The sequence below is a fragment of the Mesorhizobium sp. P160219 genome (assembly GCF_057786095.1).
Window position 1 is genome coordinate 4,384,871 of record NZ_JBYNWG010000001.1, and the last position, 25,770, is coordinate 4,410,640.

The window sequence follows — 25,770 nt, forward strand, 5'->3', positions numbered from 1 at the left end:
GTCAGGACCACCGGCTCCAGGCCGGGGCGTTCAGTTGCCTGGGCACCGACATGTCCGGCGGCATGGGGTCATGGAAACCATGACGCGCCTCGAGCCAGAAGGCGGATATCAGCCCACCAACCACCGTCGTCAGAACCAGTGTCGCAGCAATTATCGCCAGCATGGACGTCGATCCTCAGCCGCGCAGGGTCGGCCGCGCGGAACCTAACCGCGGCTTCCGTGGAATGTTCCTACCGCCGGTTCGGTGGAGGGAACAATCAAGTTCCAGCACGGTTCGATGCTGGCGACGGACGGCTCAAGCGGAGAAGGTCATGAACGAATATACGGCGGCAGATCCGGACGGTCTCGACAGCCACCAGCCGACCGGCATCACCCGATGGCTGTTTTCGACCAACCACAAGGACATCGGCACACTCTATCTGGTCTTCGCTTTCATCGCGGGGGTGATCGGCATGCTCTTGTCGGTGAGCATGCGAATCGAGCTGCAGCAACCCGGGATCCAGTTTTTCCCCGGACTGGCGTCGATGATCTACGGTTACCAGGGCGACGCAGCGATCGACGCCGGCAAGCAGCTTTACAACGTCTTCACCACGGCCCACGCGCTGATCATGATCTTCTACACTGTGATGCCCGCCCTGATCGGCGGCTTCGCCAACTGGATGGTTCCGATCATGATCGGCGCCCCCGACATGGCCTTCCCGCGCATGAACAACATCTCGTTCTGGCTGCTGCCGCCGGCATTGATGTTGCTTTTATTGTCGATCTTCATGCCCAGCGTCCCCGGCGGTTATGGCCCTGGGACCGGCTGGTTCCTGTACCCGCCGCTGTCGACCTCCGGCCATCCCGGTCCCGCCGTGGATTTGGTCATCCTGTCTCTGCACATTGCGGGCGCCTCCTCGATCCTGGGAGCCATCAACTTCATCACCACCATCTTCAACATGCGCGCGCCGGGGATGACCCTGCACAAGATGCCCCTGTTTGTGTGGTCGATCCTCATCACCGCCTTCCTGCTGCTGCTGGCTCTGCCGGTGCTGGCCGGCGCCATCACCATGCTCCTGACCGATCGCAATTTCGGAACCACGTTCTTCGCGCCGGACGGCGGAGGCGACCCGCTGCTGTACCAGCATCTCTTCTGGTTCTTCGGCCACCCGGAAGTCTACATCATGATCCTGCCGGCGTTCGGCATCGTCAGCCAGGTGATCTCGACCTTCTCGCGAAAGCCGATCTTCGGGTATCTCGGGATGGTCTACGCAATCGTGGCGATCGGGGTGATCGGCTTCGTCGTCTGGGCCCACCATATGTACACCAGCGGGATAGGCCTCGACACGCAGCGCTACTTCACCTTCGCCACGATGGTGATCGCAGTGCCGACCGGGATAAAAGTGTTCTCCTGGATTGCAACCATGTGGGGCGGTTCGGTCAGCCTGCGGACGCCGATGCTCTGGGCCCTCGGCTTCATATTCCTGTTCACCGTAGGCGGGGTGACGGGCGTTCAACTCGCAAATGCCGGCCTTGACCGTGAACTGCACGACACATACTTCGTCGTCGCGCATTTCCACTACATACTTTCACTGGCAGCGATCTTCGGCATCTTCGCGGGCTGGTATTACTGGTTTCCGAAAATGACGGGATGTCTCTACAATCCGCTTCTGGCTGGGGTCCATTTCTGGACGACCTTCGTCGGCGTGAACCTCGTCTTCTTCCCCCATCACTTCCTTGGATTGGCGGGCATGCCGCGTCGCTATGTCGACTATCCCGACGCATTCGCCGGCTGGAACATGGTGTCCTCTTATGGATCGTACCTGTCGGCCGCGAGTGTCGTGATTTTCCTCTTCGGCATCTTGGAAGCTTTCTACCGGCAAAGAGCCGCCGGCATGAACCCATGGGGGCCAGGAGCTACCACATTGGAGTGGGAGCTGACCTCTCCACCCCCTTTCCATCAATGGGACAGGCTGCCGCAAATCAGATGAGGCCGGGTTGTCGAACTCCTTTGCGCAAGCCCAGCCCGGTTCCCCGCTGAGGGCAAACTTCAGCCTGCCGGTGGCAGACGCTGGCTGCAGCAGGGAACCGGATCGCTATCTGAAGCTGATTAACAGCACAGCGAACAAGCTTGCGAGCGCGACTGACCAGCAGAACAACCAATTGGCGATCAGAAGAAGCGATTTGAGCACCGTGGCATGGCAGTAATCTTCGATGATCGATTGCATTCCAAGCCGCATGTGAACGCAGCTTACGAGAATGAAGCCAATAAGGGCTGGCGCGACATAGATCGATCCTACGACGCTGAGGACGGCGTCTCGAGGCTCACCGACCAGCATTATAACGACCGCGACGATGTAAATGACAAGGATCAACAGGGCAGCAGATGTCAGCCGCTCCAGCATGAACGTTTCGGTTCCGTGTTTCGCCGATCCAAGGCCCCGCACTCGAGCTAGCGGAGTTCTGATTGAGGGTCTGTCAGCCATGGCGTTTCCCCAAAATTACTTGGTTGCCTTGCGCGCAACTCAAGCTGTTGCTGTTTCGATGCCCGGGCCGTCGGTGCCGACGGATAGTGGGCAAGCACGGTCTCCAGTCGAGCAAGGCGGGCTTTGTGGGCGTTCAGTTCGTATCCTGAACGCCATCCAATTTGCCTGGGTCTGCCATCTCTGCATAGCTCGCTTTCAAGCAGCAAGATACGAAGGCGGACCGCGTCGATCTCCTTGACAAGCGCGGCCTTCACCGATTTTCGACTCTGCATGGCTGTAGTTCCGGTGCAAGGATGGTTCCAAACCTGACGCGTCTGGAAATGTTCCCGGGTGCCGAAGGCGTGCTGAAGATTAATGCCTCAGTGCTGCACCCGCACAATGGGTCGCCATGAGCAAAGCCGGGCACTAGCTCAACGGCCGCGATGTGCCCGGCGAATGCTTGTGAAAACGAGCGAACGCCTGGCCCGCCTCGTCCCGAGAGATAAGTAACCCCTCAGAACAGCGACCGCACGTGGCCGAGATGACCAGAGGGTGTTCTTGGGCCAACATATGTTAACGGCCACTGTTTCTCTCTCCTGCAAAAATATTTGGGCTGAAAGGCCGGGAACTAACCGATCCTCCGGATGTTGCGGAGTTAGTCAGGAGAAACGGACTATGTCGGACAAAGAAATTCATCGGGGCGCCTCGCGTTTTCGCCCTATCCGCGTCGTGGACGCCCGCGTGTTTCGCGGGCCGCACCTCTATAGCATGACGCCAATGGTCCAGATTCGGATCGACCTCGGAGCCCTTGAGGCGTTCCCGACAGACAAACTGCCCGGGTTTTCCGAACAAATCGTCCGACTGTTGCCCGGCCTTGCGGGCCATGGCTGCAGCTATGGCGCCGCCGGCGGCTTCGTCCGCCGCATGCAGGAAGGAACCTGGCTCGGCCACGTCGTCGAGCATGTCGCCCTGGAACTGCAGAGCATGCTCGGTCACCGGGTGACACGAGGAAAGACACGGTCGGTCAAAGGCAGTCCGGGCACTTATAACGTCATGTTCGCCTACAAGGACGAGCTTGTCGGGCTGCTCGCCGGGCGCGTCGCGCTCGAACTGGTGGACAGCCTGCTGCCGGCCAATCTCCATGGTGTCGAGGGGCTCGGCGACATTGCGGAAACGCAGGGGCCATTCGAGTTCGCAGCCAGGCTGCAGCAGCTCAAGCTTCTGGCCGGCGAGCGTGCCTTGGGGCCTACGACTGCTTCCTTGGTGCGCGAGGCCGAGAGGCGAGGCATTCCGGCGGCGCGGATCGACGACAGCAGCCTCGTGCTGTTTGGTCACGGAAAGCATCAGAAGCGCATCCGCGCCAGTTGCAGCGACCTCACTTCCGAGATTGCGACCGAGATCGCCTCGGACAAGGACCTGACCAAATTCCTGCTGCAACAGGCCGGCCTGCCGGTGCCACGCGGGGAGCTGGTGCGATCGGCGCAGGACGCAGTCGCGGCGGCAGCACGGCTGGGCTACCCCGTGGTCACCAAACCACTCGATGGCAATCATGGAAGCGGCGTCAACATCGGTCTGGCAACAGAAGACGAGGTCCGCTGGGGCTTCGAACAGGCGCGAGAACACAGCCGTAGCGTTATAGTCGAGCAGCATTTCGTCGGCTCGGACCACAGGATCCTGGTGATCGGCGGAAAGGTGGTGGCGCTCGCCGAGAGGGTTCCGGCCCATGTGGTCGGCGATGGCCGGAGTTCTGTCGCCGAGCTCGTCGAGGAGACGAACCGCGACCCACGAAGGGGAGAGGGCCATTCCTCGGTATTGACCCGCATCGAGATCGACGAATGCGTCGAGCATTTCCTGTCAAAATCGCAGCTCACCCTGGCGAGCGTTCCAGCGCCGGGTCAAATGGTGCTCTTGCGGCCCACCGCCAATCTCTCCACCGGTGGGACCGCGATCGACCGAACGGAAGAAATCCATCCCGAAAACGCGCTGATCGCCAGGCGGGCGGCACAGATCGTCGGCCTCGACATTGCCGGGATCGACTTCGTCTGTCCCGACATCTCACGGCCGGTGAGCGAAACCGGCGGCGGCATCATAGAGGTGAATGCCGGTCCTGGCTTTCGCATGCATCTCGAACCCTCGTCGGGGCGCGCCCGCAACGTCGCACGGCCCGTGCTCGATCTTCTCTTCAAAGGCGGCAAGGACGGCCGGATTCCGATCTTCGCGATCACGGGAACCAACGGCAAGTCGACCACTGCCCGGATGCTGGCGCACATCCTGCAGGCGAATGGGGCAACCGTCGGGCTCACCTCCACCACCGGCGTCTACTTGAACGGCGAGCGGATCATGACAGGGGACTGCTCCGGTCCGCAGAGCGCCAGGATCGTGCTGCGCGAGCCGGGTGTCGATGTCGCGGTGCTGGAATGTGCGCGCGGCGGCATCCTGCGCGAAGGGCTTGCCTTCGATGCATGCGATGTTGGCGCGGTTCTGAACGTCCACGGCGACCATCTCGGGCTGAGGGGCATCGACACGATCGAGGACCTGGCGGAGGTGAAATCGGTCGTGGTCGAGTCCGTCCGCCGCGGCGGATGGAGCATTCTTAATGCCGACGACGTCCACACGTCCGCAATGTCGCGAGATGCCGGCGGCAGGATCTGCTACTTCTCGCTGGCGAGCAGGAGCGAGTGGCCCGGTTTCTTGCGCAGCCACCTGGCGGAAGGCGGCCGCGCCGTGACGCGGGAGCCCAGCAGCGACGGCTGGGACATTTTCATCCACGAGGATGGGGAATCGATGTTCCTGATGAGCGTCGACGAAATTCCCGCGACCTTCGAGGGTTCGGCCGAATTCAACGTTGCCAACAGCCTGGCAGCCGTCGCTATGGCGCATTGCCACGACGTTCCGGCGGCAACGATCCGGGCGGCGCTGGCGGAGTTTGGCACCTCGTTCGAGCAATCTCCCGGTCGCCTCAACGTCTTCGACGGGCATGGTTTCCGCACGATCGTCGACTATGCGCACAATCCGGAGGGGCTGAGGGCGCTCGGAAAGCTCGTTTCCCACATGAGGCGCGGCTATCAGCGCACGATCGGCCTGGTCGCCATACCGGGCGACCGCCGCGATTGCGACATCCGCGAGATGGGCGCGATCGCTTCGCGGATATTCGACGTCATCGTCTTCAAGGAGGATGAGCAGGAGCTGCGCGGCCGAGCCCCCGGAGCGATCGCCGGCTTGCTGCGGGAAGGTGCCTTGAACGCCGGCTGCGCCCCAGGCCGCATTCACGCCGTCTGTCCCGAGAAGGAGGCCGTCGACGTGTGTCTCCGGCTTGCACGGGAAAACGACCTTGTCGTGCTGACCGTCGACGACGTTGAAGCCGTGTGGCGGCAAGTAACCGGCTTCGGAGGCGCGACGCCTTCGAGGGGAGGGCCCGATCAGACCCATATTCGCCATCTGAGGGCTGGCTGATGTGGTCGCTGATCCTGCACGGCGGCGCCAAGGAGATCGATCCGCAAGAGGAGGAGGCGCATCGCAACGGATGCATCGAGGCGCTCGAGGCAGGTCGGGCCGTCCTGGCCGGCGGCGGAACGGCGGTCGATGCCGTGGAAGCTGCCGGTCGCGTCCTCGAGGCCGACCCGACATTCAATGCGGGATATGGAAGTGCCCTCAATTCGGACGGCGAGGTCGAGATGTGCGCTGGCCTGATGGAGGGCAGGGACTTCAATGTAGGTGCCGTCGCAGTGATCAAGGGCGTGCGCCATCCAATCAGTGTCGCGAAGGCCATGCTGCATGAGGAGCCGATCCTGCTGGCGTCGGAGGGGGCCCGGCGTTTCGCCGCCGACAAGCAGCTGGAGCTTTGCGATCCGGCGGATTTGATCACGCCGCAGCAGCGCGACGCCTCCAGCAAGTCGGAGGCGAAGGATACGATCGGTGTGGTTGCCCTGGATCAGTACGGGGACATCGCCGTGGGCACTTCGACCGGCGGACTGGACGGCAGTGCTCCGGGTCGTGTGGGGGATTCTCCGCAACCCGGTTGCGGCTACTATGCCGACAACCAATTGGGAGCCGTCGCCTTCTCGGGAGACGGTGAGCATATTGCGCGAAAGGCTCTCGCGGCCCGTGTCATGCAGGCACTCTCGGCGCGGCAGGCATTGTCCTCGGGGCAGGCTGAAGGCGGCCTGGAGCAGGTGCTGAATCCCGCGCTCAAGGAAGTCGAGGCGATCGGCGGCGAAGCCGGAGCCATCGTGCTTACCGCGACCGGCGTGTCTGGATGGGCGCATAACAGCAGGGAGTTCGCAGTCGCATTCATGACCAGCGAGGACAACCACCCACACGTTTTCCTGCGCAAGAAAGACGTGGACAAATGACCGACAAGAAGAAAAAACGATCCTCGAACGGTAAAGTCGGAACGCTCGTCATCATCGGCGGCCACGAGGACCATGATGGCGATCGTGTCATCTTGAAGGAGGTGGCGAGCCTGGTTCCGAACGGCCGCATGGTGCTTGCCACCATCGCGTCTCATGAGCCGGATGGCTATCTCGAGAAGTATCAGAGGTCCTTCGGTGAACTGGGCATCAAGGATGTCATCGAGCTCTACGTCAACGACCGCCTCGAGGCAGCTCATGAAAAGAAAATAAGTGCGCTCGCAGACGTGAGTGCGGTGTTCTTCTCCGGCGGCGACCAGCTCCGGATCACCAGCCAGATCGGCGACACGCCCATCGACGAGCGGGTGCACGAAATCTATGAAGCCGGAGGCGTCATTGCCGGCACCTCAGCGGGCGCGTCGGTCATGAGCGACACGATGATGGTGAAGGGGCCGAACGCAGCGTCCTTTCGGATCGGCCACATTCGGATGGCGCCGGGACTGGGCCTGCTGCCGAATGTCATCATCGACCAGCACTTTGCGGAACGGGGCCGCATTGGGCGGCTCATCGGGGCGGTGTCGCAGAACCCGCGCGTCCTCGGCATCGGCATCGATGAAGACACGGCGATCGTGGTGAAGGGCGAGATGTTCAAGGTCATCGGCAGCGGCGCTGTCTATCTGGTCGATGCAGCCGGCGTGACCCATTCCAACATCGCGGAAGGTGAGCCTGATGCCGCCCTTTCGATTCATGATCTGAGGGTTCACGTGCTGAGCTCAGGCGATGCGTTCGATCTCGCGCTGCGACGGCCGGTGGGGATTCCTTAAGAGTTCGCCGCACTCAAGTTAATGGTGTGGTGCGGTCCGCGTACCGGCCCCTCGAGCGGTGCCGATCCACGCGCGAAAGGCGCTAAATATGTGAAGCTGTTCTCCTATCTGAAGCAGCCCAACTTGGATTGTCGCATTGTTGCGGGTCCGGCAGGATTACAGACGGCCTCTCGTCGGCTCCAATCCCGCAAAGCTGAAGACCTTCGCTCGCCCGGCGTTCTGTCGGGCTAACCCCGCCGGCGACTGGCCTGAATGGCAGCAAAGGTGACCGGACGAAATCCCCATGCGTCGACGCCGACATCATGCTGGCGCGTCATCGGCTTCAGACGGCCGTGCGAATGACCGTGCAGGTTTACCGATCTCTTGCCGATGTGGTTCCAGGTGCGAAAAGGATAGTGGCAGAGAACCAGCAAGCTGCCCTCGACAGGAAGCTCCATGTAGTGGTGCACGCTCGCCCAGGCCGGGTCGCCAATGGTGGCAGCGCTGTCATTGTTGCCAATTATCAGGTGCTTGGACCCGTTAAGAGACGACAGCAGTGAAGACACGGTCTCGGCTGGGCCCTTGGCGAAATCGCCGAGGTGCCAGACCTCGTCGTTCGGGCCAACGGTTTCGTTCCAAAATGCAACCAGCGCCTGGTCATGCTCGACCAACGAGGCGAAGGGACGCCGGTCGAGGCGCAGAATGCGCGGATCGTTGAAATGCGTATCGGAAGTGAAGAAGATCATGCGCCGCAGCCGGCTGCGACGCGCGACCGGCGATCGCCTCTAACTGCCGGAGCGCTCTTCGGCTTCATCATCGATCCCGATCGGGGCTTCCCTGAGCATCTTGAGTGCCTCTTCCTTCGTAAGGCCGCACTTGCGCGCGAAGTAGAGCGCCTCGATCGCCTTTTCGCGATCCGCCGTAGATTTTGCGTGCTGTTTGGGCTTTTTGCCCATCGTTCTCTGCCACCTTCCGAGGCCACCAAACCATCACAGTGCCGCGTTGTTCCCGTGCATGGGCTGACCTGCCGGACTGCGCGAATGCCGATGTCGCCGGCATCCCGCGAGCCCCGGACAGCGCGTATATCAGCCGGCTCGCGACAACGGCGGAGCGACTCCAACCCCGACAGCGTGAATTCAAACGAAAGCCCGCGCCGTGGGAGGGGCCGGCGCGGGCGATCGGGCTACCGATCTTGCAGCGCGGGGGTCGACCGCTGCATGGCTCGAACTGTGCAAGCGAGCATTTGTTCCGGGCCGCATGCAAAGCATCGGCGTTTCATTGCAATTCTGGGGGACACAACCAGCATTTCGCTTCAGTCCGCCGCCGATGTGGGAGGATGAATACCGCCTTGCGCTAATTCGTCCGCCCTGGACACGAAACCAACCGCGCATTGAGCGCGTAGCTTCGGCGATTTAAAAACACCTGCACTGGAATATTTCCGGGCGCATGGAACATCTCCGGCCGCTGATGTTTAGGCCGGAATGACGATGATCTCTGTTCTTACAATGATTTACTCTCTCGCCATCTTTATCGGCGCGAAGCGGCGCAACCTCTTGGTGAATGCGAAACTCGATAGAGTTTTGCGCAATATGGCTGGCGCAGAACTGAATCAACGTGGCCAGTAAACCGCAACACCGCCGGTTCCAGTTCACAGCCAGTGTCCTCGCGGCCGCTACCTCGGTTCGGGTGGCAAGCGGCTCGGCAGGACTGCAAGGGCCGCCCCCTCTGGGCTGGCTGGTGCGTGGTCGATCCGATTTCGTCGATGAGGGCGGAGCACGATGCTCCCGCAGTGCGCCGTGCTGGCTCGAATTGCGGGGCCGCGTCCACGATCCGCTCACGGGGCACGCACCTTTAGGTCCGGCCCACGCGAGTGGCTTCGGAGGACCTATCCATGAACGATGATGATCCTATAAATTCGCTCGCCAATGCAATTCGTCATCGCAGCGCAATTTTGTTTGTGGGGGCGGGGGTATCGATCAGCATCGGACTTCCGTCTTGGGAGAAGCTCATCGAGCGAATGGCAAAGGAGCTCGGCGTCGACGATGAATTTTCCACGCGACGCGATCGTTTTCAGACCTTGGCCGAATACTATCGGATCAAGCATGGCAGCATCGGACCACTTCGCAGTTGGATGGACAGAAACTGGTCTGTCGCCAAGGAACGGATCGAGAAATCGGAATTGCACCGTCTCATCGTGACGCTCGATTTTCCCGTCATCTATACGACGAACTATGACCGGAACCTGGAACTCGCTTTTGAAATCCACGGTCGAGAGTACGTGAAAGTGGCCAACGCACGGCACGTTGCGCAGGCCCGTCGAGGCATAACGCACATCGTGAAATTTCACGGCGACTTTGACGAGGACTCTTCCCTTGTCCTCACCGAAACCGACTATCTTGACCGCCTGTCCTTCAATTCTCCCCTTGATGTCCGCTTTCGCTCCGACGCTCTCGGCAGCACGATCCTGTTCATTGGCTATAGCCTCTCCGATCCAAACATCCGGCTGCTGTTGCACCGGCTTTGGCAAACCTGGCACCGGTCTGGATATGAGAAAGATCGTCCCCCTTCGTTCATCTTCATGCCCAGCCGCAACCCTGTGGAGGAGGCCGTGCTTGGGCGCTGGGGTATTTCGGTGCTCGTTGGCGCAGGTGATGATCCTGAAGCCGGTCTGACGGATTTCCTCAGGCGTTTGGTGGAAGCGGTCGCGGTGACCTGAGGCGCGCTCCCCAGTGGACCGTGGTTGGGTTTTCGCAGGTGCGCGGTGACCGACGAACCGGGCGGTGGCCGACAGGCGCCAGATCGGCGACTGTTGGAGCCACGACTTCCACAATCAATCCCGCAGCGATCATCGATCTCCGGCGTCAATTGCCGGCAATATGCACAAACCAAGTCAATCGTCGTTTGCACATCATCCAAGCAAACAACTTCGGACGGGGTATGCATGTAACGCAAAGGCACGGAGAGCACCCCACTTGCGACGCCGCCGCGGTTCTGCTGCATGACACGCGCGTCGGTAGGGCTTGAGCTGCCCACCGCCTGAAACTGATAAGGCAGGCCCTCTTTCTCGGCCACCGACTTCAGCAGATTGAACACCACCGGGTTGGTGTTCGCGCCTTGAGTGATTGCCGGCCCTTTCCCAAGGTCCAGTTTGCCCTGATCCTCGGCGCGAGCGCGCGGATAGTCCATCGCCACGCCCATATCGATTGCGAGGCCGGTTCGAGGCGCGATATTGAACGCCGAGGTCATCGCGCCTCGGGAACCGATTTCCTCTTGAACCGTACCCAGGATATAGAGCCCCACGCCGGGGTGAACGCCTCCCTCCTCAGAGAGGCAGCGCAGCACCTCGGCGCCGATGAGGAGGCCGACCTTGTTGTCGAACGCTCGTCCGACAGCAAGGTTGCCCTGGAGCGCTGCAAACTCGCCATGGATAGTCACCGCGCTGCCGACCTCTACGACCTTCAACGCTTCCTCTCGCGAACTCGCGCCGATATCGATCCACAGTTCCATCAGCGAGGGTGTTTGAGACGTGTCAGAGGCTTTGAAGGTCTGGATTGCTTTGCGACCCACGACCCCCAGGATCGGCTCTTTGCCGTGCACCCAGACACGCTGGCCGATTTCAGTGGCAACGTCCGTTCCACCTATGGTGCTGAAGAACAGAAAACCGTCATCGTCGATGTAGTGGACGATGAAGCCGACCTCATCCATGTGCCCGGCATACATGAAGCGCATAGACGCCTCAGGATTGATGATCGCTGTGACATTGCCCATGACGTCCGTCGTCAACCTGTGGGCATACGGACGAACATACTCGCGGAAAAGCTCCGCTACAGGTTGCTCAAAGCCGCTCGGCGACGGGGTCGCCACAATTTTCTTCAAGAACTTGAGTGATTTATCGCGCATGAAGCTGACTTTCACAGTTCATGGGTGGAGGGCCATTCGAGCATGGTCATACTCGTCGGGCTTCGCGCCAATTTTGGCCTTCTTCGGTGCGATCGCCCGCGAATTGGTCAGCCCAAGGCAGGTTGTGGAGCCAGGCTTCGCGCCGGGGGGTCCAAAGCTCGTATGCCGGGAGAAGGTCGTTTGGCGCATCATCGAGAGTGCCGATCATGATCTCGGCTTCGTCGTCGCGGAGGTTCACCACGCGCGACCCGCATGCCGGACAAAAACCTCTGCCGTTGAATGCAACAAGCTCGCCCTTGCACTGGTAAGCCGACCGCGGCCACACGGCAAAGGCACTGTAGGTGCTGCCGCTGGTTCTCTTGCAATCCTGGCAATGACACAAGCCAACGCGCAACGGCGCGCCGGTGACAACATACCTCACAGACCCGCAAAGACAGCCGCCGGTCCGCTCTATCTTTTCAACCTTGCCGTTCATGGTCGCCGGAGCCATGAGTGAGGGAAGCGTGTTGGACTCGGCTCTGCCGTTTGCATCCGAGGCGTCAAGTTAATCGGCAATGTCTTCAACAAGGCCCAACTCCAAAGCTCTGGCTGCCATCAGGTAGCAGTTGGTCAAGGCATGGTCGCGCAGCTCTTCCAGCGATGTTCGAGAACCTTGGACGAGATCGGCGAACCCTTCATTCTCGAGTCGCTCTGCCGTTTCCAACAGCGCAAGTTGTTCGCGAACGATCTGAAGACAGCTTCGAATTGGTCCATTCAGAACCAAGTCTTTCTCAAGCCTTCTTTCATGAATCAGCAGGACTGCTTGCGGGCAAAGGAACCTGCAGGCTTTCGGGAAAGCGGCAAGGACCGTTACCCCGGCAGAGTAAACCGTATTCTTGCCAATGATGTAGCCGTTGCGGCCCGAGTGTTTCAGAAAAAGCTTGAACTCTAGAGCTAGACGTCGCGCGCCGTCGGCGTCGCCTCCGGGCGTGTCGATTTCAACGTAGAGATCGTCTTCCCCGGAACGCACGGCTTTCAAATCGTCCAAGGCTTTGGTGACGACAGTGTCATCAATCAAGCCGTGTATACGCAAGTTTGGATCGAACAAAAGCCGGTGAAGGTCTGGAGCGGGCGGCGGGGAGACGGTGTGTTCGGCTGACTGGGGCAACAGATCCATATAGACATCCTCACTATGGGGGCCGAACTTAGTTGGTACCCTTTTGTTCCCTTGAGGGAGTTCGAGCGGCGGTGATCACGACCGCGTCTCTCTGCGGCTGTTGAGCTCCCTCTTGCATTGCAGATCGTTTTCGCACCAGGCCCGGTAGAGGCACCTCAGCCGCTGGGTTGGCTCCATGGGCATATCGGGCATTTGCCGGAGCTGACGCAGTCGCTTTGCTGACTTCTGCTACGTCCGGGACCAGTCCTGTGGACGGTTGAACTCGACGGCCTCAATGGTTCCCGGCTGCTGCCTTCCGGACCCCCGCGGTCGGGCTGTTTTTCCTGGCCGTGCCATTTTTCCGGGGGGCTGAAACAAACAGCTTTGTTGGCAGTTCTAGCGTCCGGAGCACCGGCTCCGCGCGGCGCGGCCGAGCGGCCGGGGCTGTCCGGCAGGAGGTCCAGCAATGTCTCACGATATGCAAAGACGATTTGCAACGCGCTTGATCGCGGTTGCGCTGATGCTCTCGGCCAGTGGCGTGGCGCCTGTCCTGGCCCAGGATACCCCGACCGACTTCACGGCGATCATTCAGCAGAAATTGCCGGCCGTGGTCGCGATCACGACCCGGGAGGTTGTCCAGGAACAGACGACGGCGGGCGACTTTACAAGTCCGTTCGACGGCCAGGGCCTCGGACCCGTTCAGCCACAGGTGAGGGAGGCGCTTGGCTCCGGATTTGTGATCAGTCCCGACGGCTACATCGTCACCAACAACCATGTCGTTGCCGATGCGACAGAGATCCATGTCGTATTTTCCGACAAGGAAACGGCGCCGGCGCAATTGGTCGGCCGTGACCCCGCCACCGATATAGCGGTGCTGAAGGTCGACCCGCGGCCCAACATGACCACGACCAAATGGGGTGACTCGGATGCAATGCAGCCGGGCGCATGGACAATCGCGATCGGCAGTCCCTTCGGACTCGGAGGGACAGTCACTGTCGGCGTTCTGTCGGCCCGCTCGCGAGACATTCAAGCCGGGCCGTACGACGATTTTCTCCAGACGGACGCGTCGATCAATCGAGGCAACTCGGGCGGTCCGCTGTTCAACGCACGTGGCGAGGTGATCGGCGTCAACACCGCCATTGTCTCGCCGTCGGGCGGCAGCATCGGGATCGGATTTGCGGTGCCATCGCGCACCGCCCAGAGCATCGCCGACCAGTTGATTAGAACCGGCCGGATCGAGCGTGGCTTCATCGGGGTCCGCCTGCAGGACATCACGCCGTCGCTGGCTGAGGCCCTCGGGATGAAGGATGACAAGGGCGCGCTGGTTGCTTCGGTCGAGCCCGGCAGCCCGGCGGAGAAAGCCGGCTTGAAGCCGGGTGACGTGATCACCCGGTTCAACGGCAAGGGCATTGAGGGTGTCCATGACCTCACGCTTGCGACGGCTAGCCAGAAGCCTGGCAGCAAGGCCACTCTGACACGGAGTAACGGCGGCAAGGACCAGGAGATCGCGCTTGTCATCGGTGAGCGCAAGGATGCGGAGGTGAAGACCGGCGCTGTTCCCGACAAGAGGTCGGCGGCCGAAGGCCTCGGCCTATCGCTCAGCCAGATTCCGGATCAGGCGCGTCAGCAGCTCGGCATCAAATCAGGAACGACCGGCGTCTTCGTCGTGGAAGTGGCTCCCGATGGCCTTGCCGCCCGGAGCGGATTGCAGCCGGGCGATGTCATCATATCGGCCAACAATCGCCGCGTGACGGAGCCTTCGGACATCGTCGAGGAGTGGGCGAACTCTCGCCGGCAGAGCAAGCCCATCCTGTTTCGGCTGGAAAGGCAGGGGCAGTCCGTGTTCGTGGCGGTCGCCGGGAAATGACCGTCTCCAGGACGACCATGTGACTGCACCACGATCCGCTTGCGGATCCCGCTCCAAGGGTGTCGGACCCCAGGTGCACCGGGGAAGCATCGCCGCAGAAAGTCTGCGGGATGCGCTCATTGGGCCGGGTGCGCAACGCGCACTGATTCTGCAGCGCCAGAGCTCTTTTGAGCTCATCGTGCTCGAAGGCGCTCGCCATCCTCAGGCAGTTTCGCGCCTTGCCGTAAGCCGTGCCTGGAGAAGGACGACGACGAGCAAAAACAGCCCGCGGATCACCGACTGCCAGTAGGCTGACAGCGAAATCCAACCCATGCCGTTTTCGAAGTTCAGGACGTTGAAAAGGATCCCGAGCAACAGCACGCCGGCCAGCGTGGTCAACACCGAGCCCGAGCCGCCGGTCAGCAGCGTCCCGCCCACGACCACGGCTGCGATGGCAAACAGCTCCCAGCCGACGCCCTCGATCGGCTGGCCTGCGCCGAACTGAGAAGCGAGGACGACGCCGGCGAGCCCGGCCAGGCACCCGCTTGCGACATAGACGAGAAATTTGACGCGGTCAGTGCGCAGCCCCATCAGCCGCGAGGCATCCTCGCCACCGCCGATGGCCAGCACCGTCCGTCCCGTGCTGGTGTAGTTCAGGACCACTGAGCCGACGGCATAGGCAACCAGGGCGATGACTGCCGGAATCGGGAAAATCCAGAAATTCCCTTGGCCGATGGCGGTGAAACCCGAATCGTAAGACACCGAAACCGTCTGGTTGCCGGCCAGAAGCAGCGCCGAGCCGCTTGCGGCCAGCATGGTGGCAAGCGTGGCGATGAATGGCATCAGGTTGCCGCGTGTAACCAGGAGCGCGTTGATCAGCCCGGCTGCCAGGCCGGCGCCAACGCCCGCTGCAAGGCCTGCCACGATGCCGTGCGGGCTCGCCAGGGCTGACGCGACGCTGCCCAAGGCTGCGACGGAGCCGACGGACAGGTCTATGCCGCCGGTCATGATCACGAAGCACATGCCGAGCGCGACGAGCGCGAACATCGAGTTGTAGCGCAGAACGCTCATCACGTTGAAGAGGCCGAGGAAGCGGTCGTAGCGCAGGAATCCGAACAGGACGAGGGCTGCAAGCGCGATGACGACACCGTAAGTGCCGATGATGCGAACCAGTCTGGCGCTGTTCATGGATTACACCCGGTGTTGCTGCTGCAGCCAGACGGCGAATGCGATGATGCCGGCCTTGACGACGAGCGCAGCGGCGTCGGGTACGCCATTGGCGAGCAGCGTGTAGCGCACCAACTGGATGGTCAGTGCGCCCAGCAGGGTGCCGATGATTGTGGCCTTTCCGCCACTCAACAGCGTGCCGCCCACCGCGACCGCCGCGATGGCGTCGAGTTCCATGCCCAGCCCCACGAGATTGGCGTCGCTGGAGGAGTTGATCGCAATGACGACGAGACCGGCTAGCCCCGCGCACAGGCCGCTGATCGCATAGACAGCGAGCTTGATCCTCGATACGGCGATGCCGGCGAGTTCAGAGGCCTTTTCATTGCCGCCGACCGCCAGGATGCTTCGCCCGAACACCGTGCGGTGAAGGGCCCAAGCGGCCACCGCAACCAGCACGGCCATGATGATGACCTGCGCGGGAATGCCGAGCGGGCGGGCAAGTCCGATCCACTGGAATTGCGGCACGCGGAAGGTCTGCAGATTGCCGTTGGTCATGACCTGCGCGATCCCGCGCCCGGCGATGAACAGCACGAGCGTTGCAACAATAGGTTGGATGCGGAAACGCGAGACCAACCAGCCATTGAACAGCCCGAACAGGCCGGCGACGAGGATCGAGGCAATCATCGCGACGGCTACCGCCAGATAGATGTTTCCGACCGGGAAGATCGTGCCCATGAAGATCATCGGCGCCAATGCGCCGGAGATCGCCATCAGCGAACCAACCGACAGGTCGATGCCGCCGGTGGCGATCACCAGGGTCATCCCCACCGCGACGATCACAATCGTGCAGACCTGGGTTAGGTTGACGTTGAGTGTCTGCAGCGTCGCGAAATTGCGCGTATAGGCAAGGTTGAAGACCACCAGCAGCACAAGCGCGATCACCGTGCCGTAGCGCGCCAGGAAACCGAACACATCAAAGCGGCGGTTTCCAGCGTCGTTGGCTGCGGATGGTGTGGCCAGATCGCTCACGCTGCCTCCTTCGCCGCGCCGCCATGCGCCATCGCCGCGAGCACGTCCTCCTCGTCGGCTGCCTGGCCTTCCAGTTCGGCCACCCTCACTCCTTCGCGCAGCACGAATATGCGGTCGGCTCCTTCCATCACTTCCTCGAGTTCCGAGGAGATCATCAGCACGCCGAGCCCGTCATCGGCAAGCTTGCGGATGAGGCGCTGGATCTCGGCCTTGGCCCCGACATCGATGCCGCGCGTCGGCTCATCGAGAATGAGCAGCTTCGGGTTCATTGCCAGCCAGCGGGCAAGCAGCACCTTTTGCTGGTTGCCGCCCGACAACTCGCGGACCTTCTGGTTAGGCCCCGAGCATTTGATGTCGAGTTCACGAATGAAGCGCTCGACGATCTCCTTCTGCCGGGCCTCGTTCAGGATGCCATTGCGGCTGATTTTCGGCAGCAGTGCCAGTGTTATGTTCTCCGCGACGGTCATTTCCGGCACGATGCCCTCGGCCTTGCGGTCCTCAGTGCAGAAGCCCATCCCTGCGGCGATGGCATCAGCGGCACGTGCGGGATGGTAGGACGCGCCCTCCATCGTCATCTCGCCTGCGCTCCGGCGGTCGGCGCCGAATACGAGGCGGGCTGTTTCGGTGCGGCCGGCGCCGAGCAAGCCGGCAAAGCCGGCGATCTCGCCGCGGCGCAGGTCGAAGCTCACGTCACGCACCAACTGGCCGGCCGCCAGCCCTTGCGCGGTAAACAGCACATCACCGATCCTCGACCGATCGCGTTCACCGAACGCGGTCGCATGGCCTTCGACGGCTGCGACGTCGCGGCCGAGCATGGCCGCGACCAGCTCCAGCTTGCCGATGTCGCTCATCGCCGCGCTTCGTACCGTGCGGCCGTCACGCATGATCGTGACCCGGTCGCAGACCTCGTACAACTCGTCGAGCTTGTGGCTGACGAACAGAACGGAGACGCCGTCGGCCTTGAGCTGACGGATAACGCTGAACAAGACCGAGACTTCACGCTCGTCCAGCGAGGAGGTCGGCTCATCCATGATCACGAGGCGGGCGGAAAAGCCGATGGCGCGGGCGATCGCCACCATCTGCTGCGTGGCGGTGTTGAAATCGCTGAGCGGGCGGCGCACGTCGATGCCGATCGAGAAGCGGCTGAGCAGGCGCTCGGCTTCCGCATGCATCGCGCTCCAGTCGAGCAGGCCGCGGCGGCGCTTCTCGCGTCCAAGGCAGATGTTCTCGGTCACCGAGCGCAGCGGTACGAGATTGATCTCCTGGTAGATGGTGCTGATGCCGCTGACCTGCGCCTGATGCGGAGACCCAACTTCGAACGGCTTCCGTTCGAACAGCACCTGCCCCGCATCCCGGCGGTAATAGCCGGTGAGCACCTTGATAAGTGTCGATTTGCCCGCACCGTTCTGGCCGATGAGTGCGTGGATCTCGCCCGGAAGAACCTGGAGCGAGGCATCGGCCAGGGCAGGGATGCCGGCAAAACGCTTCTGGATGTCACGCATGTCCAGGAGCAGCGCGGCTTGGTCCGGCTGAGCGGTCATCGTCAAACTCCCAAACCCTACCCGCCGAAGCGGGTAGGGCAACTGGAAAGAAAGTGGATATCAGAACGCAATATGGAAGTCTTTCTTCGCGTTCGTGGCGTCGAAGAAGGCATCCTCGTTCTTGATGAACGGCGGGATCTTCTTGCCGGCCGCATAGTCGGCCATCGTTGCGAAGGCCTTCGGCCCGAACAGCGGGCTGCAAGCGCAGATAGCGCCGATCTTGCCGTCAATGATCGCCTGGACGCCTTCCTTCTCGCCGTCGATCGACAAGATCAGCACATCCTTGCCCGGGGTCTTGCCGGCTGCTTCCAAAGCGGCGATGGCGCCTAGCGCCATCTCATCATTATGCGCGTAGATGATATCCGCATCAGGGTGCGCCTGAAGCAGCGTCTCGGCGACCTGCCGGCCCTTGTCGCGGGCGAAGTCGCCGGACTGCGACGCCAGGATGGTGAACTGCGAGTGCTTGGCGATGAAATCGTCGAAGCCTTTCTTGCGGTCGGTAGCGGCCGAGGCTCCGGTCGTGCCTTCCAGCTCGATGATCTTCGACTTGCCATTGGCGTTCTTGACCAGCCATTCGCCGACGCGGGTCGCCTCCTCGATGAAATCCGAACCGATGAAGCAGACATAATCCTCGCCCGGCTTGGCCATGGTGTGATCAACGTCGCGGTCGACCAGAAACACCGGTATGCCGGCATCGCGCGCGGCAAGAATGACCGGCACTAGGGGCTTGTCTTCGCGGGGCGGCAGGAAGATTGCGTCGACGCCCTGCGCGATCATCGAGTTCACGTCGGAGGCCTGCTTGGCCGACGAACCGGCGGCATCCGTGTAGACCAGCTGATGGCCAAGCTTGGCGGCTTCGTCCTGCATGCTCTTGGTCTCGGCAAGACGCCACGGATTGTTGCTTTCCGTCTGGGCGAAACCGACCTTGTACTTGTCCTTCTTGGCGAGCGGCGGGAGCGCCGCGAAGGCGCGTGAGCCGAGTGTCAGCGCGACCGCGCCGGCGGCGGAGCCAACCAGTAGTTCTCGACGGGTAATGATCATGCTCTTTCCTCCTTTATTGTCGCTTTCAGCGACTGTGTAATTTCCTCACGATATCGGCCCAGACGGCTTCGGCGATGACGCCGTCGGCAAGCTGGGTCAGGCGCTATGCCGCCTCCAAAATAAAGTCGGCGCAGCGGTCGCCCAGCATCATGGCGGGCGCCGCCGTATTGCCGGCATTGATGTTGGGGCAGGCCGACATGTCGGCAACCCGCAGATTGTCTATTCCGCGCACGCGCAGCGCCGCGTCCAGCACCGCCATCCGGTCGCTGTCCGAGCCCATCCGGCATGTCCCGGCCGGATGGTAGTTGGTCTTCACAAAGCGCTTGCAATGCTTTGTCATGGCTTCGTCGCTGAGATCATCCTGGCTTGGCACGGCAATGGCCTTGACCCGATCGGCGAGCGGCTTGGTCTGAAAAGCCTGCAGGAAATAACGCTGGCCGGAGATCATTTCCCTCATGTCGTCGGGATGTTTAAGGAGGTTCGGCGAAACGATCGGCATGTCCTTCGGATCCGCCGAACGCAGCCTTACGAAACCGCGCGACTTTGGCTTCACCACCACTGTCGTCACGGTAAGCCCATAGGTGTTCTCGACCAAGGTCAGGATATCGCGGTCCAGATAGACGTGCGGCACGCAGAAGGCCTGGATCGTCGGTTCGCCCTCGGGATCGGCCGGATTGACGAAGGCTCCGGCCTCCACCCCCGCTGACAGGATCGTGCCGGTGCCGAAGAGCTTGAAATGCAGGCCGTTCCTGATCATCCTCCAGCCTTGGCCCTGCCTGAAATAGCCGTATGGGCCGTTTGCGGTGGCGATGATCGGCACCTCCGGATGGTCGATCAGGTTTTCGCCGACCCCGGGCAGGTCGGCGACGCAGGAAATGCCGTGCCCGGCAAGCGCCTCGGCGGGGCCGATGCCGGACAGCATGAGCAGTTTCGGCGAGACGAGGGCACCGGACGAGACGATCACGTCGGCATCCGCATGGACGGTATGCTCGGCGCCCGACGCATCCGAATAGACGACGCCGGTGACCCGACCGTTTTCGATCAGCAGCCGGCTGACTGTGCAATTGAGTTTCAGCGTCAGCTTGGGATCATTCGTCAGCGGCTCGATGAAGGCATAGGCGGCGCTGCTGCGCTTTCCCCGCCGGTTCATGAACTGGTAGAAGCCGACCCCGCGCTGCGACGGTCCGTTGAAGTCATGGTTGTACGGCAATCCAAGGCCTTGGACGGCCTGGACGAACCAACGGGAAACATCATCGATGTGGCCTGGATCCGAGACCAGCAGCGGACCTTCGCTGCCATGCAGTTCGCCGCCGAGGCGGTTGTTTCCCTCCATGCCGGTGAAATGCGGCAGCACCGCCTGCCAGTTCCAGCGTACGCCGGCATTGTTGCCGCGCAGCAGCTCGTCCCATTCCTCATAATCGGCCGAGCGGCCTCGCATGTAGACCTGGGCGTTGACCGAGGTGCCGCCGCCCAGCACGTTGCCTTGCGAGATTTCATGGACGCGGCCGTCGAGATGGGCCTGCGGCTCGGTGCGGTGATAGCGCATGAATTTCGAGCCGTTGATCATCTTGAAGATGCCGGGCGGCATGTCGAGCAAGGGGTGATGATGGGAATGGCCGGCCTCCAGCAGCAGGGTTCGCCGTCCCGCTTTGACAAGCCTTGCCGCCGCGACGCAGCCGGCCGCTCCGCCGCCCACCACGATATGGTCGTAGGACTGCGTCATGCTTCCGGCGCCTCACGGCTTTCGAATGTTCCGCGGACATACTCCCAGGCCGCCGAGAGGTGGTTGAGTAGCGCCCGCTCGGCGCCGTCAGGATCTCGCTCAAGGATGGCCGTGCAGATTTCACGATGGCTGAGGAAATTCACGCGGTTGCGCTCGGGCGACCGTGGCATGCGCATCCAATGCGGCGACAGCCAGGCGGTAAATGCCTTGTGCACGACGGGCAGCACCGGGTTGCGCGTGATGTCATAGAGCGCTGCGTGGAACGCCACGTCCGTCGCATAGAATTTCTCGGAATCCGGGATGGCCGCCTCGTTCATCGCCAGCGCCGCCCTCAAGGCTGTGACGTCATCCTTGCGGGCATGGATGGCGGCGTTGCGCGCCAGCGACGCCTCGAGGAAGACGCGCATGTCGTAGAGGTTCTTCACGCCCGCCTGGTCGCTCAGCAGATGTCCTACGATGCCGTCGAGGGCGCCGAGCGCGGCATCCAGGCCAGGCCGGCGCGCCACGGGCCGGAACCGCGGACGCGCTTCCACCAGGCCGCGGCTGGCCAGGCGCGCAATCGCCTCACGCACAACGCCCCGGCCCACACCATACTCGATCATCAGTTCGCGCTCGGCCGGCAGGTAGCTGCCGTCGCCAAGCCTTCCGGACGTGATGTCGGCCTCTATGCCGGCCACCATCGCGTCGGCCGCGCGGGCGGCGAGAATAGCCGCGGGCATCTCAGGACGCTCTTCCGTATCCAGCAAGCCTTTTCCTCCCAGATGGTCCTGTTATTAGAAGGTAAATCGGACCAAAGCACAAGCGGATTGATGCTTTTGTAGGACCAAAAATGACGGATTGGCTTCAGAACCGCTGAAAGATCAGCCACATTGTTGCCAGTCAGCGCTGCCGGTGCAATTATGGTCCGATGAAAAAACGTGAATGGAGCGCAGCATGAGCCGCACCGAAATCAAGGAAGTCGAGACCCGGCTGTTTCGGGTCCCACTGCGTGAGGTGATGACCGATGCCAAGCACGGCGCGCACACGCATTTCGAGCTGGTCACCGTCACGCTGAGGCTTGCCGACGGCACCGAGGGCACAGGCTACACCTACACCGGCGGCAGGGGCGGCTATGCAATCAAGGCAATGATCGATCACGACCTCGCGCCGTTCCTCAAGGCACGCGACGCAACGCAAATCGACACGATCTACGACGGCATGCTCTGGCACATCCACTATGTCGGGCGCGGCGGCATCGCTTCTTTCGCGATCTCGGCGATCGACATCGCATTATGGGACCTCAAGGGCCGGCGTAGCGGCCTGCCGCTTTGGCAGATGGCGGGCGGGGCCGGGAAGAGCGCCAAGGCCTATCGCGGCGGCATCGACCTAAACTTCACCCTCGATCAGCTTTTGGCCAGCATCGATTCCTATCTCAATGCCGGCTTCACCGGGGTGAAGATCAAGGTCGGCAAGGACGACCTTGCCGAGGATGTGGCCCGGGTGAAGGCAGTTCGCGAGCGCATCGGCCCTCATGTCACCTTTATGGTTGACGCCAACTACGCGCTGGACGTCCCGCGAGCGATCGAGGCAGCGAGAGCATTCGCCGCCTACGATCTGCTGTGGTTCGAGGAGCCCATCATACCCGACGACTATGAGGGTTACGCCAGCATTGCCAAGGCGACCGGAATGCCCCTGGCAATGGGAGAAAACCTGCATGTCATCGAGGAGTTCGAGCATGCCTTCGCTTGGTCGGATCTCGCCTACATCCAACCCGACGCCTCCAACTGCGGCGGGGTCACGGGCTGGCTGCGCGTGGCAGCGCTCTCACGCAAGGCTGGCATTCCGGTCTGCAGTCACGGGATGCAGGAACTTCATGTCAGCCTCGTTGCAGGTCAGACAAATGCCGGCTGGGTGGAGGCGCATAGTTTTGATATTGACCATTATACCACTGAGCCGCTGAGGCTTCAGGATGGTTTGGCGATAGCACCCGACGAGCCTGGAGTGGGCGTTGTCTTCGACTGGCGGAAATTGGCGGATTTTCGCCAATAGCGCCCCCTGAACGGCGGCACGGCCGCTGCATTTTGTCCAGATCCTGCTTCCTCGTTCCGGCAACGCGGAGAGCGCTTCGCCGAGGAAGACTTCGACCGTCTGAAGAACGAACTCGCCGCCGCCGCTGCCAGCGGGCATACCACTTATCGGATGCCACACTTACATTTGTAATTGCAGCGACGCTTCACCGGCTTTAACTCACGCGATCATAGCAGCGACACGACAAATGCAGGCGGCCGCCCGAAAACGGGCAGAAGCTGCAAGCATTGGGTGCGCCTGCAGGGAGGCGGCGATGATTGCAACGCGTACGGACACTGCGCATGCGGTTATGGAGGACTTCATTCTATCACGGCACCGCTCACCGGTCCGCGAAGTTGGATTTTACGAGGCTATGAGTCAAACCCGACAAGCGATCGCCACATCGCGCGAGGTGCTGAGGCGCTTTCGCGAACGTCAGGGCGACGACACTCCTCGAGCAAAGAATACAGACCGTGGTCCTGTCGCCGTGTCAGCCTTCGATGCCGACATCATACGCGCTGCATGCCGAGATCTGATCGCGGAGATGAACGTGCCCGAGTGTCAATGGCGCGAGCTGGCGCGAAGTCTGGTGCGCGAATTCGTGGCCTGCGAGCAGACCGAAGCCGGTTTGGTGGATTGGATCGTCCGCCGGCCAGCGATGACGGAGACGGACGAGGCCGGCCGACCGGAGCCAGCCGGCGAGGCGGCGAATGAGCCAGGAGTCAGTCGACCGCAATCAACGCGAGCAAACAGGTCTCCCGGCGACTTGTTGCGCGGGAACTGCGGTGATCCGAGGATCGGAAACTTTGGCGAGCGGCTTGGACACATCTGATCCTCCTCGTCTCTAGCGTCGGGCTCGTGTTCGCATTTGAAGCATGTAGTGAGACTGGCCGATGGCGTGACCTTTCGTTGAGTGGAGACGAATGCGTCCAGCCCACTGTCCAAGGCACGGCGACGGCCATGTCGCGTTGCTCCCGGCCTTCGCTCACAAAGGAGCCCAAGCCGGATGCCAACCATGCTGCATTAGGCCAATGGGAACAATTTGCGCGGGCCGAGCTTGGGCTAGCGTCGTACAGAGGTGCAAGTATGCAAGATAATTTTGACCGAGCTTCATCCGTCGCCGAGGTTGCGGAATCATTCGTGAGATCCCGGAGGCCGTTCTCTGTCGTATCGACCCGGGATGCGGTCACGATTGTCAGGAAACAGGCAGCTTTTTGCGAGCATACGGATGGCGAGCTTGCGGAGTTGGTGGCGGCAATTGCGGTCAGGCATGGTCGATTGGTCGCGTTCGATCTTGATCTCGACGACACAGGCTTGGAGATCGGTCGCGCAGCATAGCCAACGCCTCACGCAATGAGATAGCCACCGTCAACCGGCAAAATTGCCCCAGTGATGAACCCCGCGAGCGGCGAACACAAGAACAAGGCGGGGCCAGTCAGGTCGCCCGGCGTACCCCAGCGACCCATCGGAGTGCGTTTCATCAATTCCGCGTTGCGAGCTGGATCGGCCCGTGGCGCGGCGGTCATGGCGGTCTCGATCCAGCCAGGCGCCAATGCGTTTACGCGAATGCCATCCCCGGCATAGGCGATCGCAAGTGACTTGGTAAGTTGCACGACCGCGCCCTTGGATGCGGCGTAAGCCGGCGCATGAGCCGCGCCGAAAAACGCGAACATCGATGCGATGTTGACGATGGCGCCCCCGTTCGAGAGTGCCCCTCGGAACGCGCTCGCACTCCGCATGGAGCCGGTGAGATTGATATCGACCACCGTTTCGAAACCCTGGACAGTGAATTCGGCGGCGCGCAGGTTTACCCCTGCGCAATTTACGAGCGCTGCAACGGATGTGAACTGACTTGAATATCCTTCGACCGCAGTCATGTCCCGGACGTCGAGTACTGAATACGAGACGGCGGTGCCGTATGCACGAGCGGCCGCCACCTCGGCGGCCGTCGCCCCCGTCGCGTGGACGATTGCCCCGGCCCCGGCGAACGCCATGGCGATGCCGTTTCCGATGCCTGTCGTGCCTCCGGTAATGACGACGGTCTTGCCCGCGAAGAAGGGCATGGCCCATATGGAATCGGTCACCAAAAAATCTCCTCGTTTCGCCTCTGTGGCGGAGCGCGAACTCACCGCAGCGGAAGGCAAACGGGCGGATGTCTACCGTACGAATTGATCGACGAAATCGTCACCGAGACCCACGCTCGCATAGTGATTTCTGCACATGTCGATCTTGGTGAAAACGTCCTCGAAACCAATCTGCTTGTTATCCTTGTCCAGGTAAACCATGCAGCCGGAAATGTTGAAGAAGGTGATCATCTCGGGCACGTCGCTTGGAACCGTGAGCGTGTGGATTTCACCGGGCGGCTCGAAAACGTAAGATCCCGTCTCTGCCACCCAGTCGTGTTCAAGATAGTGCCAACGCCCCTTGATCACATAGCCATGCACGGGGGCCGGATGCAGATGACGGCTTAATATCCCGGCCCGGCGTACGCGGAGCAGATTGCACCACTGCCCTTGCATTGTGTTGAGCATAAGTGGTCGGAACCACACGCCCTCCGCCTGTGGGACCCAGACACGCTCGTCTTCGGGGACGGCAGCGATCGCGATCTCTTTCGGTGCCAGGGGATGGGCGGAGCCGTTGAAGGATTGATACATAGGAACCTCTGTCGCCAATTCATTGGAGTCCATATCAGCGCGATCCTAACAACTGGGCCGAGTTCTGCCGAGGCGCAATCGGGCGCCCACGC

Annotated in this window: 22 protein-coding genes and 1 pseudogene; 8 read left to right on the top strand and 15 right to left on the bottom strand. The window is 61.7% G+C overall.

Annotated elements, in window-relative coordinates; genetic code table 11:
* Window position 1: 1 nt before the first annotated feature.
* Window positions 2–163, bottom strand: a complete 162-nt coding sequence (locus AC3EMP_RS21220) for a hypothetical protein (protein WP_023756444.1) — start codon at window positions 161–163, stop codon at window positions 2–4.
* A gap of 148 nt (window positions 164–311) precedes the next feature.
* Here AC3EMP_RS21220 and ctaD point away from each other — a divergent pair, with 148 nt between their 5' ends.
* Window positions 312–1,970: a cytochrome c oxidase subunit I gene (gene ctaD / locus AC3EMP_RS21225; protein ID WP_352711918.1), complete on the top strand. Its 1,659-nt coding sequence runs from the start codon at window positions 312–314 to the stop codon at window positions 1,968–1,970.
* A 105-nt stretch (window positions 1,971–2,075) separates the two neighbouring features.
* Here ctaD and sdhD read toward each other — a convergent pair whose 3' ends face one another.
* Complete coding sequence (sdhD, locus tag AC3EMP_RS21230) at window positions 2,076–2,465, bottom strand: succinate dehydrogenase, hydrophobic membrane anchor protein (RefSeq protein ID WP_031356152.1); 390 nt, start codon at window positions 2,463–2,465, stop codon at window positions 2,076–2,078.
* A gap of 537 nt (window positions 2,466–3,002) precedes the next feature.
* Here sdhD and cphA point away from each other — a divergent pair.
* The 3 genes from cphA to AC3EMP_RS21245 are packed head-to-tail and all read left to right on the top strand — an operon-like array spanning window position 3,003 to window position 7,617.
* A complete protein-coding gene (cphA, locus tag AC3EMP_RS21235) occupies window positions 3,003–5,897 on the top strand; it encodes a cyanophycin synthetase (RefSeq protein ID WP_488494668.1) in 2,895 nt (964 codons plus the stop codon).
* Window positions 5,897–6,796 (top strand): isoaspartyl peptidase/L-asparaginase family protein, encoded by a 900-nt coding sequence (locus AC3EMP_RS21240; protein ID WP_023738739.1) that lies wholly within the window; start codon window positions 5,897–5,899, stop codon window positions 6,794–6,796. The genes cphA and AC3EMP_RS21240 overlap by 1 nt, the downstream gene beginning before the upstream one ends.
* Window positions 6,793–7,617, top strand: coding sequence for a cyanophycinase (locus tag AC3EMP_RS21245; RefSeq protein ID WP_352711914.1), 825 nt, complete (start codon window positions 6,793–6,795; stop codon window positions 7,615–7,617). Before AC3EMP_RS21240 ends, AC3EMP_RS21245 begins: the two co-directional genes overlap by 4 nt.
* A 227-nt stretch (window positions 7,618–7,844) precedes the next feature.
* Here the strand turns inward: AC3EMP_RS21245 and AC3EMP_RS21250 are convergent, their stop codons facing one another.
* The gene (locus tag AC3EMP_RS21250; protein WP_352597167.1) at window positions 7,845–8,342 is read right to left on the bottom strand and encodes a metallophosphoesterase; all 498 of its coding nucleotides are present in this window, start codon (window positions 8,340–8,342) and stop codon (window positions 7,845–7,847) included.
* Window positions 8,343–8,381: 39 nt separating this feature from the next.
* Complete coding sequence (locus AC3EMP_RS21255; protein ID WP_023672674.1) at window positions 8,382–8,552, bottom strand: hypothetical protein; 171 nt, start codon at window positions 8,550–8,552, stop codon at window positions 8,382–8,384.
* A 935-nt stretch (window positions 8,553–9,487) separates the two neighbouring features.
* Between AC3EMP_RS21255 and AC3EMP_RS21260 the strand changes: the two genes are divergently transcribed.
* Window positions 9,488–10,312, top strand: a complete 825-nt coding sequence (locus AC3EMP_RS21260; protein WP_352711911.1) for an SIR2 family NAD-dependent protein deacylase — start codon at window positions 9,488–9,490, stop codon at window positions 10,310–10,312.
* Between the two features lie 215 nt (window positions 10,313–10,527).
* Here AC3EMP_RS21260 and AC3EMP_RS21265 read toward each other — a convergent pair.
* The 3 genes and pseudogenes from AC3EMP_RS21265 to AC3EMP_RS21275 all read right to left on the bottom strand — a co-directional run.
* Window positions 10,528–11,496: pseudogene (locus AC3EMP_RS21265) on the bottom strand (M20/M25/M40 family metallo-hydrolase); the annotation flags it as partial.
* A gap of 46 nt (window positions 11,497–11,542) precedes the next feature.
* Complete coding sequence (locus tag AC3EMP_RS21270) at window positions 11,543–11,971, bottom strand: GFA family protein (RefSeq protein WP_050485925.1); 429 nt, start codon at window positions 11,969–11,971, stop codon at window positions 11,543–11,545.
* A 69-nt stretch (window positions 11,972–12,040) separates the two neighbouring features.
* Window positions 12,041–12,652 (bottom strand): ATP-dependent Clp protease proteolytic subunit, encoded by a 612-nt coding sequence (locus AC3EMP_RS21275; protein WP_023682462.1) that lies wholly within the window; start codon window positions 12,650–12,652, stop codon window positions 12,041–12,043.
* A 445-nt stretch (window positions 12,653–13,097) separates the two neighbouring features.
* Between AC3EMP_RS21275 and AC3EMP_RS21280 the strand changes: the two genes are divergently transcribed.
* Complete coding sequence (locus AC3EMP_RS21280) at window positions 13,098–14,498, top strand: Do family serine endopeptidase (RefSeq protein ID WP_352711907.1); 1,401 nt, start codon at window positions 13,098–13,100, stop codon at window positions 14,496–14,498.
* 201 nt (window positions 14,499–14,699) lie between these two features.
* Here the strand turns inward: AC3EMP_RS21280 and AC3EMP_RS21285 are convergent, their stop codons facing one another.
* The 6 genes from AC3EMP_RS21285 to AC3EMP_RS21310 all read right to left on the bottom strand — a co-directional run bounded on the left by AC3EMP_RS21285 (window position 14,700) and on the right by AC3EMP_RS21310 (window position 21,724).
* Complete coding sequence (locus tag AC3EMP_RS21285) at window positions 14,700–15,665, bottom strand: ABC transporter permease (protein WP_023672667.1); 966 nt, start codon at window positions 15,663–15,665, stop codon at window positions 14,700–14,702.
* A 3-nt stretch (window positions 15,666–15,668) separates the two neighbouring features.
* Window positions 15,669–16,673 carry an ABC transporter permease gene (locus AC3EMP_RS21290; RefSeq protein ID WP_023693472.1) on the bottom strand — a complete coding sequence of 335 codons (1,005 nt, stop codon included), beginning with the start codon at window positions 16,671–16,673 and terminating at the stop codon, window positions 15,669–15,671.
* Window positions 16,670–18,214 (bottom strand): sugar ABC transporter ATP-binding protein, encoded by a 1,545-nt coding sequence (locus AC3EMP_RS21295; RefSeq protein WP_023707501.1) that lies wholly within the window; start codon window positions 18,212–18,214, stop codon window positions 16,670–16,672. Before AC3EMP_RS21295 ends, AC3EMP_RS21290 begins: the two co-directional genes overlap by 4 nt.
* Window positions 18,215–18,274: 60 nt before the next feature.
* Window positions 18,275–19,255, bottom strand: coding sequence for an ABC transporter substrate-binding protein (locus AC3EMP_RS21300; protein WP_352676596.1), 981 nt, complete (start codon window positions 19,253–19,255; stop codon window positions 18,275–18,277).
* A 103-nt stretch (window positions 19,256–19,358) separates the two neighbouring features.
* Complete coding sequence (locus tag AC3EMP_RS21305; RefSeq protein WP_023815751.1) at window positions 19,359–20,978, bottom strand: GMC family oxidoreductase; 1,620 nt, start codon at window positions 20,976–20,978, stop codon at window positions 19,359–19,361.
* The gene (locus AC3EMP_RS21310; RefSeq protein ID WP_023815750.1) at window positions 20,975–21,724 is read right to left on the bottom strand and encodes an FCD domain-containing protein; all 750 of its coding nucleotides are present in this window, start codon (window positions 21,722–21,724) and stop codon (window positions 20,975–20,977) included. The genes AC3EMP_RS21305 and AC3EMP_RS21310 overlap by 4 nt, the downstream gene beginning before the upstream one ends.
* Before the next feature lie 187 nt (window positions 21,725–21,911).
* Here AC3EMP_RS21310 and AC3EMP_RS21315 point away from each other — a divergent pair, with 187 nt between their 5' ends.
* Together AC3EMP_RS21315 and AC3EMP_RS21320 are read left to right on the top strand one after the other, a co-directional pair.
* Window positions 21,912–23,006, top strand: coding sequence for a mandelate racemase/muconate lactonizing enzyme family protein (locus AC3EMP_RS21315; RefSeq protein WP_023815749.1), 1,095 nt, complete (start codon window positions 21,912–21,914; stop codon window positions 23,004–23,006).
* A gap of 292 nt (window positions 23,007–23,298) precedes the next feature.
* Window positions 23,299–23,856 carry a hypothetical protein gene (locus tag AC3EMP_RS21320; protein ID WP_196814907.1) on the top strand — a complete coding sequence of 186 codons (558 nt, stop codon included), beginning with the start codon at window positions 23,299–23,301 and terminating at the stop codon, window positions 23,854–23,856.
* A 514-nt stretch (window positions 23,857–24,370) separates the two neighbouring features.
* On the opposite strand, the gene AC3EMP_RS21325 is transcribed toward AC3EMP_RS21320, so the two are convergent.
* Together AC3EMP_RS21325 and AC3EMP_RS21330 are read right to left on the bottom strand one after the other, a co-directional pair.
* Window positions 24,371–25,108: an SDR family oxidoreductase gene (locus AC3EMP_RS21325; protein WP_352711902.1), complete on the bottom strand. Its 738-nt coding sequence runs from the start codon at window positions 25,106–25,108 to the stop codon at window positions 24,371–24,373.
* Window positions 25,109–25,180: 72 nt separating this feature from the next.
* On the bottom strand, window positions 25,181–25,678 hold the full coding sequence (locus tag AC3EMP_RS21330; RefSeq protein ID WP_023710477.1) for a 2,4'-dihydroxyacetophenone dioxygenase family protein: 498 nt from the start codon (window positions 25,676–25,678) through the stop codon (window positions 25,181–25,183).
* Window positions 25,679–25,770: the final 92 nt, after the last annotated feature.